The 13,652-nt window shown below is 61.2% G+C and carries 15 protein-coding genes; 11 read left to right on the top strand and 4 right to left on the bottom strand.

The annotated features are described in order from the left end of the window. Nucleotides 1-227 precede the first annotated feature (227 nt). Both ACR3E7_RS09495 and ACR3E7_RS09490 read right to left on the bottom strand, forming a co-directional pair. Nucleotides 228-1,214 carry a type I glyceraldehyde-3-phosphate dehydrogenase gene (locus tag ACR3E7_RS09495; RefSeq protein WP_480502814.1) on the bottom strand — a complete coding sequence of 329 codons (987 nt, stop codon included), beginning with the start codon at nt 1,212-1,214 and terminating at the stop codon, nt 228-230. Nucleotides 1,215-1,268: 54 nt separating this feature from the next. Further along, nucleotides 1,269-1,592 (bottom strand): hypothetical protein, encoded by a 324-nt coding sequence (locus tag ACR3E7_RS09490; protein ID WP_480502813.1) that lies wholly within the window; start codon nt 1,590-1,592, stop codon nt 1,269-1,271. A gap of 394 nt (nt 1,593-1,986) precedes the next feature. On the opposite strand from ACR3E7_RS09490, the gene ACR3E7_RS09485 reads away from it, so the two are divergent. Continuing rightward, nucleotides 1,987-2,343: a hypothetical protein gene (locus ACR3E7_RS09485; RefSeq protein WP_237218032.1), complete on the top strand. Its 357-nt coding sequence runs from the start codon at nt 1,987-1,989 to the stop codon at nt 2,341-2,343. A gap of 7 nt (nt 2,344-2,350) precedes the next feature. On the opposite strand, the gene ACR3E7_RS09480 is transcribed toward ACR3E7_RS09485, so the two are convergent. Next, nucleotides 2,351-3,286 (bottom strand): 2-hydroxyacid dehydrogenase, encoded by a 936-nt coding sequence (locus tag ACR3E7_RS09480; RefSeq protein ID WP_480502812.1) that lies wholly within the window; start codon nt 3,284-3,286, stop codon nt 2,351-2,353. 124 nt (nt 3,287-3,410) lie between these two features. Here ACR3E7_RS09480 and ACR3E7_RS09475 point away from each other — a divergent pair, with 124 nt between their 5' ends. The 4 genes from ACR3E7_RS09475 to ACR3E7_RS09460 all read left to right on the top strand — a co-directional run bounded on the left by ACR3E7_RS09475 (nt 3,411) and on the right by ACR3E7_RS09460 (nt 7,086). After that, the gene (locus tag ACR3E7_RS09475) at nt 3,411-4,646 is read left to right on the top strand and encodes an acyl-CoA dehydrogenase family protein (RefSeq protein ID WP_480502810.1); all 1,236 of its coding nucleotides are present in this window, start codon (nt 3,411-3,413) and stop codon (nt 4,644-4,646) included. Then, on the top strand, nt 4,643-5,461 hold the full coding sequence (locus tag ACR3E7_RS09470; RefSeq protein WP_480502809.1) for a thioesterase family protein: 819 nt from the start codon (nt 4,643-4,645) through the stop codon (nt 5,459-5,461). The genes ACR3E7_RS09475 and ACR3E7_RS09470 overlap by 4 nt, the downstream gene beginning before the upstream one ends. A 72-nt stretch (nt 5,462-5,533) precedes the next feature. Beyond that, nucleotides 5,534-6,181: a DUF1007 family protein gene (locus tag ACR3E7_RS09465; protein WP_480502807.1), complete on the top strand. Its 648-nt coding sequence runs from the start codon at nt 5,534-5,536 to the stop codon at nt 6,179-6,181. Then, on the top strand, nt 6,166-7,086 hold the full coding sequence (locus tag ACR3E7_RS09460) for a nickel/cobalt transporter (RefSeq protein WP_170790369.1): 921 nt from the start codon (nt 6,166-6,168) through the stop codon (nt 7,084-7,086). Before ACR3E7_RS09465 ends, ACR3E7_RS09460 begins: the two co-directional genes overlap by 16 nt. Here the strand turns inward: ACR3E7_RS09460 and truA are convergent. Next, on the bottom strand, nt 7,083-7,850 hold the full coding sequence (truA, locus tag ACR3E7_RS09455) for a tRNA pseudouridine(38-40) synthase TruA (protein ID WP_170790370.1): 768 nt from the start codon (nt 7,848-7,850) through the stop codon (nt 7,083-7,085). The two genes, ACR3E7_RS09460 and truA, sit on opposite strands and share 4 nt — an antisense overlap. 107 nt (nt 7,851-7,957) lie before the next feature. On the opposite strand from truA, the gene ACR3E7_RS09450 reads away from it, so the two are divergent. The 6 genes from ACR3E7_RS09450 to ACR3E7_RS09425 all read left to right on the top strand — a co-directional run bounded on the left by ACR3E7_RS09450 (nt 7,958) and on the right by ACR3E7_RS09425 (nt 13,447). Beyond that, entirely contained in the window at nt 7,958-9,370 is a 1,413-nt protein-coding gene (locus ACR3E7_RS09450) for a YcjX family GTP-binding protein (protein ID WP_480502805.1), read from the top strand. After that, nucleotides 9,367-9,822 (top strand): GNAT family N-acetyltransferase, encoded by a 456-nt coding sequence (locus ACR3E7_RS09445; RefSeq protein WP_170769943.1) that lies wholly within the window; start codon nt 9,367-9,369, stop codon nt 9,820-9,822. The genes ACR3E7_RS09450 and ACR3E7_RS09445 overlap by 4 nt, the downstream gene beginning before the upstream one ends. After that, on the top strand, nt 9,815-10,804 hold the full coding sequence (locus ACR3E7_RS09440; RefSeq protein WP_480502804.1) for a YcjF family protein: 990 nt from the start codon (nt 9,815-9,817) through the stop codon (nt 10,802-10,804). Before ACR3E7_RS09445 ends, ACR3E7_RS09440 begins: the two co-directional genes overlap by 8 nt. A 54-nt stretch (nt 10,805-10,858) precedes the next feature. Further along, nucleotides 10,859-11,569 (top strand): VIT1/CCC1 transporter family protein, encoded by a 711-nt coding sequence (locus ACR3E7_RS09435; protein WP_170790373.1) that lies wholly within the window; start codon nt 10,859-10,861, stop codon nt 11,567-11,569. A 73-nt stretch (nt 11,570-11,642) separates the two neighbouring features. Continuing rightward, nucleotides 11,643-12,968 (top strand): SDR family oxidoreductase, encoded by a 1,326-nt coding sequence (locus ACR3E7_RS09430; protein WP_480502803.1) that lies wholly within the window; start codon nt 11,643-11,645, stop codon nt 12,966-12,968. After that, nucleotides 12,968-13,447 (top strand): DUF2269 family protein, encoded by a 480-nt coding sequence (locus ACR3E7_RS09425; protein WP_480502896.1) that lies wholly within the window; start codon nt 12,968-12,970, stop codon nt 13,445-13,447. Before ACR3E7_RS09430 ends, ACR3E7_RS09425 begins: the two co-directional genes overlap by 1 nt. Nucleotides 13,448-13,652: the final 205 nt, after the last annotated feature.

Here is a 13,652-nt window from a genome sequence, read left to right as displayed (position 1 = left end):
AAAGAAATTATCGAATATGTACTGGGAATTGCAGCCAGGTGTGGTGGCCAAGACCCTACGCATTGGTGCTGGAGGACCGTATTGAATGGTAGTGGCGCGTTAAATTGGTGATATTGGGCCGCATCGCGGCAGGTCGCGCAAAAGCGTCATATGAATTCAATGCGCGGGTGCTCGTCAGTGTCGCGTTGGTCTGCGACCCGGAGGGTGCTGTAGCTGGTCCGCGATTTTTAGCTTGCAGCCATTAGCTGCGCGACATCCAGCATCCGGGCGGAAAAGCCCCATTCATTGTCGTACCAGCCGAATACGCGGATCTGGTGTTCTCCGATTTGACGCGTCTCGGGGCCAGCGATCACCAGAGACTCGGGGCGCGTGCGCAAATCCGATGAGACCAGAGGTTCATCCGTCCAGCCCAGAACCGGCGATTGTGTCACGATCTCTCGCAGCGCTGTTTCGAAAATTTCGGCCGAAATACCGCGTTCCAGCGTCACGATCAGATCGACTGCTGACACGCTGGCCGTGGGAACCCGTACCGCCGCGCCCGAGATACGGCCCGCAAGATGGGGCAAAACCGCGTCGATCAGATGCATGGCGCTGGTGGTTGTCGGAACCATCGACAGCGCCCCCGCCCGCGACCGGGTCAGATCACCGCGGGGCGCGTCCACCATGGGCTGGCTGTTGGTATAACAGTGAATGGTGGTCATGTGCCCGGAAACGACGCCGCCGATCCCGTCCAGCACCTTGACCAGAGGCGCCAACCCGTTGGTCGTGCACGAGGCATTCGAAACGATGCGCGCAGACCCAAGCTGATCTTCGTTTGCTCCAAGAACAATCGTAACTTCGGTCGCAGGTGATGGGCCCGAGATCAAGACCTTGCCTGCACCTGCCACCAACCCTTGACCAGCCACATCCGAAGTTCGGGCAACGCCGGTGCAATCCATCAGCACATCCACGCCTGTCAGATCAACGCGCGACAGGTCGGGGCTGTGCGTCACGGGAATCCTGCGCCCGTCCACGACCAAATGGGCGCCGTCCTGATCTAACTGTCCCGCATAGGGGCCAAAGGTGCTGTCATATTTGAACAGATAGGCACAGGTCTCCAGCGGTGCGATATCGTTGATCAGCACCAGGTCGATACCATTGTCCTGCGGCATGGCCAGCAGCTGCCGCAGGATCGTGCGGCCAATGCGGCCGAATCCGTTGATCGCAAGTTTCATGCGCAAGCTATGGCAGCGCGTTGCGTTGACCTCAATGCCCGTTTTGTGCCGGGTTCAGTTACAGCTAACTTGGGAAAAGAACTGGCCCGAGATGTTCTGATACATGCTGGATACGATGGGTTTGCACCCGGTGGCCTGCTGGATCGCCGCAATGGCCTGTAGCGTGCGCAGTCGCGGCGGCGGGCCAAATGGATTGAGGTTATTGTCGTCCCGCGTCGCACGATATACGATCGGACCATCCGAGACTTGCATGATCGCCCAGGTACGGCTGAAGACCGAGACGGACTTGGTCTCTTCCTTGGCGACAACAGGGGTTGCGTTAAAAGCCGTCAAGCCGATGACAGCGGCCAGCGCCAACAGGGATCCACGCAGTACCATTGAACAATCTCCAGTGCTAAAAAACTACGCGTATTTCATCAGATTCAACTCATCCTGTGAAGCCCTGCGCCAAAGAAACCGCTCGGAAACACACTGTTTTTACAGGGTTATGGGCATGCGACGCTACTTGTCCCAGAAGGTCGGGTATCAAAAACGTCCTGAAAAGCTGGAATGTGCGGCTTGCGGGCAGGGAATGTGAGGGTGATGAGCGCGCAAATCTGGACCAGAGCCAAGCAGCGGCTTTGGAATTTGGGTCGTACCTATTGCGAAGGGTTCCGATGCCTTGGGGCGGGGACGGCTGTGTTTGACTGATGGGCGCGGCGGGGGCTTGGACGCATGGTCAGAGCCTGTATAGTGTTGATTGCGAATTCATTTCGAAAAAGAAGAGGCAGCTATGATGGCCCGGATTATTTCAGCTACGGTTTTGGCGGTGGCGTTGACCGCCGGCACGTTGAGCGATGCGAAACCATTGTCGCGGATCATCGCAGAAATGGGGCTGAGCCCTGACGATTTCAAAGTCGTCAATGCGACGGCAGACGCGATGCTTGAATCCGGCAGGCCGCAAGTAGGGGCAGAACAAAGCTGGAGCAATCCCGAAAGTGGGTCCAAAGGCACAATTCGGGTGCAAGGCGTGCGTGACAATTGCGTGCAACTGCAACACTTTATCCAGCCCGACGGCACCGATCAAACGCGTGAGGTGGGCACACAGCGTTGCCGCAGCGCGGACGGCAAGTGGATTTTGACCCCTTGAACCGCCATCAATAGCCGCGTGTGCGGTCTACCTCATGAAGCAGGGGCGATCCTGCATTCAGCCGCCGGTAATTCTCGGCCACATCAGCCAATGCGTCGCCCAAATGCCAACCCGAAACATGCGGGGTGATCGTGACACCGGAATGGGACCAGAGCGGGCTGTTCGACGGAAGCGGCTCGGTGCTTGTCACGTCCAGAACCGCGTGAGCCGGGCGGCCCACATCCAGCGCGTCAATCAGGGCCGCCTCGTCGATCAGGTCCCCGCGTCCAGCATTCAACAGCTGGCTACCCGGTTTCATAGTCCCCAGCATGTCGGCATCAAACAGGCCCTTGGTTTCAGGGGTCGAGGGCAAGATCGCGCAGACATGATCACATTGCCCCAGCAGTTCGGGTAGAGCATCATCGCCGTGAAGGCAGGTTACGCCGTCAATTTCTTTGGGCGAGCGGCTCCACCCCAAAACTTGAAAGCCGATTGCGCGCAGCATCAGGGCGCTGCGTGACCCGATATGCCCCAGCCCCAGTACGCCGACCGTGGTATCGGGCGAATAGCCGGGCTCTTTTGGCAGCCATTCAGCGCGGGTCTGGGCGGCTTCGTAAAAGGGCATGTGGCGCTGGTGTCGCAGAACATAGGCCACGAACCACTCGGCAATGCCTTGCGCGGGCGCATCCGGTTTCAACCTTGCGATGCGGACGTGGTCTGGCAGATTTGGGTTGCCCACAATCGTTTCAACCCCTGCACCAAGCTTTTGCACCAGTTTAAGGTTGGGCAATTCTTTTAAGCACGCGTCTCGCAGCCCAGCCACAGCCACCATGGTAATCTGATCCGCATCGCCGATCGTATCGGGCGTCCGCACATCCAGATCAGGGTCCACAGCTCGAATGTCACGGGCGATATCCGCATCACCCATCCAGCCGGTTAACCCGGTTTCGATCAACAGCGCCATATTTGTCTCCACCTACTAATTTGATTGAGTTGACGTTTCGTCACCCAACTGGACATCATGTCGGCAGCTAAGTCATTCTCGGGCCGAAGGTAAAGCCCGTCTGCCGGGTGCAAGGAGGAAGCCCATGAACATGTCATTCACCCTGCGCGAGGAAAACCGCGCTCTGCTGCAACGGGTGGTCGAGATGATCCGTGACGAGGTGATGCCGCTGGAGGCAGAATATCAGGGCGAAATCGCCAAGGGCGACCGCTGGCAATATACCGAAAGACAGGCCGAGATTTTGGAAGGTCTGAAAGCCAAGGCCAAGGCGGCGGGGCTGTGGAACTTCTGGCTGACGGATAGCGAGAAGGGGATTGGGCTGACCACGGTCGAATATGCCTTTTTCGCTGAAGAGATGGGCAAGACCCCGTTGGGGGCCGAGGTGTTCAACTGCTCTGCGCCTGATACCGGCAACATGGAGGTGTTCGAACGCTACGGCTCGAAAAAGATGAAAGAGCAGTGGCTGAAGCCTCTGCTGGACGGCCAGATTCGCTCGGCTTATCTGATGACGGAACCAGATGTGGCCTCGTCGGATGCCACGAATGTGTCGATGTCCTGTGTGCGGGACGGGGACGACTATGTTCTGAACGGCGAAAAGTGGTGGTCGTCAGGGGCGGGCGATCCGCGCTGCAAGGTCTATATCGTGATGGTTAAGACCGCAGGCGAGGAACAGCCCAAGCACCAGCGTCAATCGATGATCGTCGTGCCTGCCGACACGCCGGGGATCGAGGTTCTGCGCCCGATGGAAGTTTATGGCCATGACGATGCGCCCCATGGGCATATGCATATCCGGTTCACCAATGTGCGCGTTCCTGCAGAAAACATCCTGCTGGGCGAAGGGCGTGGATTCGAGATCGCGCAGGGCCGTCTGGGGCCGGGACGTATCCACCACTGCATGCGCGCCATCGGTCAGGCAGAAAGCGCGCTGGAACAGATGTGCAAAAGGTCGCTTCAGCGCGAGGCATTTGGCAAGAAACTGGCGCAGCTTGGGGCCAATTTCGACATCATCGCCGAATGCCGGATGGAGATCGAGATGGCCCGCCTGCTGTGCCTTAAGGCCGCGTGGTACATGGATCAGGGCGATGCGCGGGCGGCGGCGCCTTGGATTAGCCAGATCAAGGTCGTGGCCCCTCGGGTCGCGTTGAAGGTGATTGACGAGGCGGTCCAGATGTTTGGTGCGCAAGGGATCAGTCAGGATACGCCGTTGGCCACGGCCTGGACCCACGTGCGCACGCTGCGTCTGGCCGATGGGCCGGATGCAGTGCACCGCCGTCAGGTCGCGCGGGCCGAGTTGAAGAAACACACGCAGGAAAAGGTGTGAGCATCGGTATGCAGGCAGAGCTCGACGGGAGCCAACCCGCCTATTTCCACATCAGCCCGGATGGCGCATTTGTGGGCAATGACGCGGCTCGGGGACCTTGGTCCGCCGATCATTGCCATGCAGGTCCTGTCAGCGGACTGATCGTGCGTGCAGCCGAAACCGAGGTCGGGCCCGAGAAGATGCTGACCCGGCTGTCGGTAGACTTGTTGCGCCCGCTACCGCTGGCCGGACTGCGTGTCGCCGCCGAGACGACCCGCCACACCAAGACACTGGCGACCACGCGGGTCACGGTGCATGATCTTGACGACACGCTCTGCGCGACGGCCACTACCATGCATTTGGTGCGCCGTGATCTTGGCCCCGTTGCGAATGTGACCATGCCCCCGCCGCAGTTGGATGACGCAGTGACCGGGCCGTTTCCGATTGGAGAGACCCGCCACAACCTGCCCGGTTTCGCCAATCACTCCGATATCCTCTACCCCCAAGGCGGCAATCAGGGCCCGGGGCCCAAAACCATCTGGATGCGGACGCCGCCGCTGTTGGCGGACGAAGTGCAATCTCCTATCCAGGCGCTCTGTCCGCTGGCCGATTGCGGCAACGGTATTTCGTGGAACGCGCCGACAACCGAGATGGGCTTCATGAACACTGACCTGACGGTTCAAATCCACCGCGAACCGGTCTCGGACTGGCTGGCGTCAGAGTCGGTCTGCCATTGGCAGCCATCGGGTATCGGCATGTCGCAGTCGGTTTTGTTCGACACCCAAGGCCCCGTGGGCACGGCCCTGCAAACACTGGTTCTGTTTCCTCGGGCCTGAAGGTGGGCCGGTTTCTGCGCGTTGGCTTGAATGTGCATTGTCGCGGCGGGTACAAGGCCCTATCTTCCGATCATGCGTTTGTTGATCTCCTTGTTGACCTGTTGCCTGCCGATCCCGGCATTGGCCCACCCTCATGTTTTCATCGACGCGGGGCTGGAGTTTATCGTGGATGACGCGGGCAACCTGACCCATGTGCGCGTCACTTGGGCCTATGATGAGCTGTATTCCCTGTTCGAGCTTGAAGACAGAAAGCTGGATCAAGATGGTGATGGTCTGCTGAGCGAAAGCGAGCAGGCGTTTTTGGCCGGGTTCGACGCCCAATGGCTGGAAGGCTACAACGGTGATCTGGTTCTTTGGTCCGAGGGGCGCATCGTACCTTTGTCGGGTCCGGCAGAGCCCACGGCCACCACCGAAAATGGCCGCATCGTCTCGACCCACCTGAGGGCGGTTGAGGGCGCACCAGTGGCGGCATCGGCGCTTTCAGCCAAAGCGTTCGACGAGACCTACTACACCGCCTACGAAGTGACACGCCCTGTGACGGTCACGGGAAATATATCGTGCAATATCGAAATGATCGTGCCGGATATTGACGGCCAGCTTGCGCAGATGCGGGCGTTCCTTCTGACATTGGATGCCGATTATGATCTTGAGGAAAACGATATCCCGCTGGTGGGCGAAGACTTCGCGACTGAGATCCGCGTTTCATGTCCAAGTACCTGATTGTCCCTGTCGCCTTGGCTTTGGGCCTGCTGTTGTGGTTCTGGGGCAGCGGAGGGTTTGACAACCTCGCCGCTTGGGCCGCCGGGGAACAGCGGGAATTTCAGAACCAGATCGCCCGATCCCTGCGTGCTGCGCGAGCAGAACAGCCTCAGGCCGTAGCCACTCTGTTGACCGTATGTTTCGCCTATGGGTTTTTTCACGCCATCGGTCCCGGTCACGGCAAGGTGCTGATCGGAGGCTATGGACTGGGCCGCAACGTCGCCTTTTGGCGTTTGTCTGCGATCAGCGTGCTGTCCAGTCTGGGCCAGGCCGTCACGGCTGTTGTGCTGGTTTATGCGGGTGTTCTGGTGTTCCAGATGTCGCGGGACAGTCTGGTTGGCACGACCGAGCAGGTCATGGCCCCGGTCAGCTACGGCGCCATCGCTGCAATCGGTCTGTGGCTGGTGTTCCGGGGCCTGCGTAGTTTCGCCCGCCGAAACCGGGCCGAGAAATCTCACGCGCATCATCACCACGATCATCATCACCATGATCATGAGGTCTGTTCCGATTGCGGCCACCGCCACGGCCCCACCGCTGAAGAAGTGGCGCAGATCGGCAATTGGAAAGAGGCGGCATTGCTAATCGCAGGCATCGCGGCGCGCCCCTGTACCGGCGCTTTGTTCGTGCTGATCCTGACGTGGCAGATGGGTATCGCCATGGTGGGTATTGCCGGTGCGTTCGCCATGGCACTGGGCACGGCGACAGTGACAACTCTGGTCGGTTGGACTTCGTTTGGCTTGCGTGGCGGGTTGTTGGCCTCAGCCTCTGCCACCCGTTTCGCGCAGGTGCTGGCCCCCACGATTGAACTGGTGGCAGGGTTGTTGATTGCCGTTATTGCTAGCGGGCTGCTGCTGCGTGCGATCTAGTTGAAGATGGGTTCGGGATAGCCGACCCGCGCCAGATACAGCCCCTGCGGCGGGCATACGGGCCCGCAGGCGGCGCGGTCTTGTGCCTCTAACGCGTCCCGCACATCTTCGGGTGACCAAGCACCGGCGCCCACCCGTTCCAGCGTGCCGACGAAACTGCGGACCTGATTGTGCAGGAAAGACCGCGCGCGGACGTGAAAGTGAATCTCGGGACCAGAGAAACCCTGCACCTGTTCAACCCGCAGCTCATCCAGCGTTTTCACCGGGCTGGCGGCCTGACAAATGGACGACCGGAAGGTGGTGAAATCATGCCGCCCGATCAGCATATCTGCCCCGGCCTGCATCGCCGCCACGTCCAGTTGGTGATTGATCTGCCAAACTTGCCCCGCGTCATGGGTCGCGGGCGCGCGGCGCATCAGGATACGGAACAGATACTGCCGCTCGACCGCTGAGAACCGGGCATGCCAATCGTCCTCGACCCGCGCGGCTTGCACAATCGCAACAGGGTCGGGCTTGAGGTGATAGTTCAGCGCCTCGGACAGGCGAAACGGGTCCCAATCCTTGACCAGATCGCAATGGGCGACCTGTCCCAGCGCGTGAACGCCCGCATCAGTACGACCAGCGGCGGCAATGGTATGCGCGCCGGGTTGAATGCGCGACAAGGCCTGCTCGATCGCCCCCTGAACCGAGGGTTGATCCTTTTGCCGCTGCCATCCGGCAAACGGTTCTCCAAGGTATTCGACTTTCAGCGCGTATCTGGGCATGTGCTGCTGGTAGCGCGCGGTGACGAGACGGGCAAGGGCAGGAAAGCGCTGGTATGTCGCGCACCGGCTACCTATCTTGGGAAAAACGATAAAAGCGGGACGACAATTTGGTCATTTCATCGCTGGCAGACAGTCTTGTGCGCGGATTTGAAACCGTGGGCGACAGCGTGTCCGAGGCATTGTTCGAACCGGTGATCCGTCTGGGTGTGACCGGCTTGGCACGGTCGGGCAAGACGGTGTTCATCACGTCGCTGGTCGCCAACCTGCTGGACAGGGGCCGGATGCCCGGCTTAGTGGCGCAGCAAGAGGGGCGGATCAACGCAGCCTATCTGCAACCCCAGCCCGACGACACGGTGCCGCGGTTCGATTATGAAAACCATTTGGCAGCCCTGACCGGCCCAAAGCCGCATTGGCCGGACAGCACGCGGGCGGTTTCTGAACTGCGCCTGTCCTTCAAGGCCCGGCCTGCCGGATTGCTGTCCGGCCTGCAGGGTCCGCGTAAGGTTCATCTGGACATCGTGGATTACCCCGGCGAATGGCTTTTGGATCTGGCTTTGCTGGACAAGTCCTATGGGTCGTGGTCGTCTGAGACGTTGGATCGTATCACCAACCGCGCCGAGGCAGCAGGCTACCTTGCGCAGGCCAAAGCCTCCGACCCAGAGGCCGAGCATGATGAGCCGCAGGCGCAGGCCCTGGCGAAGGCGTTTTCCGATTACCTCAACACCGCGCGCGATGCCGGCTACTATGATTGCACGCCCGGGCGGTTTTTGCTGCCGGGGGATTTGGCGGGCTCTCCGGTTTTGACCTTCGCGCCGCTGCCTGTCGAAGGTAGTGGTGCAAGACGCAGCCTGCACCGCGAAATGGCCCGTCGGTTCGAGGCGTATAAATCGCAAGTGGTCAAACCCTTCTTCCGTGATCACTTTTCGCGCATTGACCGGCAAGTGGTACTGGTTGATGCGCTGGGCGCGATTCACAAAGGGCCGCAGGCAGTTGAGGATATGCGCCGCGCGATGGGCGATATCCTGTCGGCGTTCCGGCCGGGGCGGAACGCGTGGCTCAGCCGGTTGCTGCTGGGAAAGCGTGTTGAACGCATCCTGTTTGCCGCCACCAAGGCGGATCATCTGCACCACCACCAACACGCCCGTCTAACCCACATCATGGAGGCGCTGACCCGCGACGCCCGCGATCGCGCCAGCTTTGCCGGGGCGGAAACGGCGGCATTGTCGCTGGCCGCGCTCCGGGCCACGACCGAAGAAATTCGCACACATGATGGGGTGGACTTGCCCTGCGTGCGCGGCACTTTACTGGACGGGAAGCAAGCCGCTTTCTATCCCGGCGAGTTGCCCGACGACCCCGCGCATCTGTTGGGGCCTGCGCGCAACGGGGCTGAAAGCTGGCTGGGCGAAGACTATGGGTTCATGGCCTTTGCGCCCGCGCAGTTGACCCTGCGCCCCGGTGACGGCCCTCCGCATATCCGGCTGGACCGCGCGGCCCAGTTCCTGATCGGAGATCGGCTATGACGGTAATCCTGCGACCTGCCCGCAGCACCGATGCCGGAGCCACCGGAGAAATCCTGCACGGATTCGCCCGCGAGCATGACTGGATGCCCGAGCTGCATTCCCGCGCGGAAACCATCGCCTTTTGCGGCCGGATGATAGATCAGGATTGGGTCACCGTCGCGGAATCCGACGATGGTGTAGTCGGGTTTCTGGCCCTGAACGGGGTCGAGGTACACTCACTATATCTAAGTGCCCCGGCACGTGGGCAGGGGATCGGACAGCGCTTGCTGGATCACGCCAAAGCCGAACGCTCACACCTGTCGCTGTTCGCCTTTCAGGCCAATGGTGGCGCGCGCCGGTTCTACGAACGCAACGGGTTCGCCGAGGTTGCCCGCAGCGATGGTTCTGACAACGACGAAAACCTGCCCGACATTAAATATGTCTGGCATCGAGAGGAACACGCAGATGGCTAAAGGTCCGGTCCTGATTGATCTGGAGGCCGAGGCCCCCGGTGCGGACGTGGCGCAGGCACCGCCGGTTCCGGATGTCGCCGCTCCGCAGGGGCAGGCGATGCAGACCGCTGCGCGGTTGGCAGCGCGAAAACCTTCGGCCTTGTCGCGTTGGTTCTGGGGGCTGGCGGCGGCTGTGATAGGGGCTGTGGTCTCGGTCGCGGCTTGGGATTTCGTGACGTCTCTGTTGCTGCGCGCGCCGGTTCTGGGCTGGGTCGTAACGGGCCTGATCGGCGCGTTGCTGGTGGTCGGGCTGATCATCGCCCTGCGCGAGCTGGCTGCGATTGGGCGTCTGTCGCGGGTGGACGGGATGCGCCGCGCCGCCGATGTCGCGCTGGCCGAGGGTGATCTGGGGCAGGCGCGGGCAGTCACGAACCGGCTGATTGCCTTCTACAAGGGGCGCGACGACACCAAATGGGGCCGCGATCGCCTATCCGAACGCATGGGCGAGCAGTTTGATGCCTCCGGCCTGCTTACCCTGACAGAAGACGAACTTCTGGCCCCGCTGGACGAAGCCGCCAGCCGCGAGGTTGAGGCCGCCGCCCGTCAGGTGGCCACGGTGACGGCGCTGGTTCCGCTGGCGCTGGCAGATGTGGTGACGGCACTGGCGGCTTCCCTGAGGATGATCCGGCGAATTGCTGAAATCTACGGTGGCCGCGCCGGGTTTCTGGGCAGCTGGCGTTTGACTCGCGCTGTGTTCGTGCATCTGGTGGCCACGGGCGCGGTGGCTGTGGGCGATGACCTGCTGGAACCGGTTCTGGGCGGCTCGGTCCTAAGCAAACTGTCCCGCCGGTTCGGCGAAGGTCTGGTCAACGGCGCGCTCAGCGCGCGCGTCGGGGTGGCCGCGATGGAGGTCTGCCGCCCGCTGCCTTTCTCGGACCGTCACAAGCCCTCGACCCGGCGGATCATCAAAGGGGCGTTGGCGGGATTGTTTTCCAAGACTTGACCTGACGCAAAGACCTCTGCCCTGCTGGTTGCCATACCAAAGGTGGAGCCAGCCATGACCGAGCACGGACACAGCCAGCAGGAAATTGCAGCCCGGATCAACGCGCCCCCCGGTCGGGGCGTGTTGCGCGATGTAGTTTACGGCGGCATCGACGGATCGGTGACGACTTTTGCGATCGTAGCTGGCGTCGCGGGGGCCGGGTTGTCGCCGTTCATCATCGTAGCCTTGGGGCTGGCCAATGTGCTGGCTGATGGGTTTTCCATGGCGGCAGGCAATTACTCGGGCACCAAAGCTGAGTTGGACAATATCCGCCGCATCCGTGCCATCGAAGAGCGCCACATCCACCTTTACCCGGATGGTGAGCGCGATGAAGTCCGGGAAATCCTGTCGCAGAAGGGCCTGTCGGGGCGCGTTCTGGATGAGGCAACCGATGCCATCACCGCCAATCACGACAACTGGATCAACCTGATGATCGAGGGTGAATATGGTCTGGGCAGTGTGGACCCGCACCCGATGAAGGCCGCGATGGCGACGTTTCTGGCCTTTCTGGTTGCGGGCATGATCCCGCTCTTGCCGTTTCTGGCCGGGGTCGAGCGCGCCTTTGCGCTCTCAGCTTGGATGACGATGGGAGTCTTTTTTGCCATCGGCGCGCTCAAAAGCCGCTGGTCGCTGGCCCCGTGGTGGCGGTCGGGTGGTGAGACCTTGTTGATTGGGGGCGCTGCGGCATCAATCGCCTATCTGGTTGGATCGCTGTTTCATCCCTGACGGCTAGAATTGTCGCAGGCGGCACAGTCCCCATGGCGGATATACCTCAGATGGCTAGGGTGAAGGCATCAACGTGGTGGCGAGGTGTGCTCTGACACTCACTGGGAAAAATATCCTTGTTCTAGGCGCTTACGGCTTCATAGGCGCGGCGGTGGTCCGCGCCTTGCGAGGCCGGGGCGCGCAGGTCACGGGGCTTGTTCGTGAGCCTGTGCAAGGCGCGTTGCTACTGGACGGAATTAAGTTGGTTCAGGGCGATTTGCGCCGTTTTACGCACCCGCAGGATTGGGAGGCCGCACTCACTGGTATCGACTGCGTTGTGAACTGCGCAGGCGCGTTGCAGGACGGCCCCTCGGATGATCTTGCGGCGGTGCATCATCACGCCATTGCAGCGCTGGGTCAGGCCTGTGCAAAACGAGGTGTTTCGGTCGTACAAATATCAGCCATCGGGGCGACGCCCAATGCGGACACCGAGTTCATGCGCACGAAGGCCGCTGGTGATGCGGCCCTTGAAAGCAGCGGTGCGGACCTGTGGATTTTGCGCCCCGGGCTGGTTATCGGGCAATCAGATTACGGTGGAACGGCCCTACTGCGGATGCTGGCAGCGGTTCCGCTGGTACAGCCGATTGCCTATCCAGCGACACCGGTCCAGTGCGTTGGGATGGAGGATTTGTGCCATGCCGTGGTTACCTGCTGCGCCGACGAAATACCGCAAGGCGCCTACGATCTTGTTGAGGATCAAGCCCAATCGTTGGGGGATGTCCTGGCCACCACGCGCCGTTGGCTGGGTTTCCCGGCGGCCCGCTTTCGGCTTGTCATGCCTCCGGTCTTGACCAAGGCAGTTGCACGGTGTGCTGACGCGCTGGGCTATCTTGGGTGGCGCTCGCCCCTGCGCAGCACGGCGATGACGGTCATGGCTTCGGGTGTTATGGGTGATCCCGCGCCCTATCGCGCAGCAACGGGTCGGTCGCTCAGGCCGCTGCCCGAAATTTATGGGTCAATGACCAGCGCGCGTGAACACAGGCTGACCGCGCGCATGTCCCTGCTGGCCCCGCTTGTCATAGCCGTACTGAGTCTCTTCTGGGTCCTGTCCGGCATTTTCGGATTGGTCGGATTGCCCGAGGCCGCCGGTGTTCTGACCGAGGCCGGATGGGCCGATGCCGCTGCCGTCAGTTCTGTCGTGTTCTGGTCTTTCGTCGATATCGCTTTGGGACTGGCCGTTCTATATCGTCCTTGGACCCCGCGCGTGTGCCTGGCGCAAGTTGGGGTGGCAGCGTTCTATGTGCTGGCGGCAACGGTCGTGACACCAGGCCTGTGGCTGGACACGTTGGGCCTACTCGTCAAAGTGCTGCCTGCACTGCTGCTGTCGCTGGTTGCCTGGCCTATGGTGCAAAGCCGATGATGGATCCAGACCTGATCCTGCGATGGCTGCACGTCATCGGTGCAAGCGTTCTGCTGGGCACGGGAGCCGGGATCGCGTTTTTCATGCTGTTGGCGCATCGGTCCGGCGACGCGCGGTTTATTGCGCAAACTGCCCGTGTGGTCATTCTGGCTGACCTTCTGTTCACGACGACCGCCGTAGTCGTCCAACCCGTGACCGGAGCTTTGTTGGCCTGGCGACTGGGTTGGTCCCTTGCCGAAGGGTGGATCGTGCTGTCGCTGATGCTTTACGGCGTGACGGGCGTGTTCTGGCTGCCTGTGGTGTGGATACAGGTCCGCCTGCGGGATCTGGCACAGACGGCTGCTGCACAGGGTGCACCGTTGCCTGACAGCTATCACCGATTGTTCCGCATCTGGTTCTTATGCGGCATCCCGGCCTTTCTTTCGGTGCTGAGCATCCTGTGGCTGATGATTGCGCGCCCCGCGATCGAGCTGTTTTGAACCGCGCCATTCGCCGCAGGGGGCGGAAGCTCTGGACCATCTGCCAAGGGCGTCTTATAAGCGCGGCCATGTATGACCGGATGGCCATCATTATTCGAATTATATCCCCGGCGCTCTGACATCCTGAGACGCCGGGCAAAGGTGTTTGAGACCTCGCACCGACCGCTTCGATCCATACGACCAGATCATCCAAAGGACGCCCCCA

Source organism: Ruegeria sp. BK1 (assembly GCF_056535645.1).
Note: the sequence above shows the minus strand (reverse complement) of the source record. Positions and strands in the feature narration are given on the sequence as shown.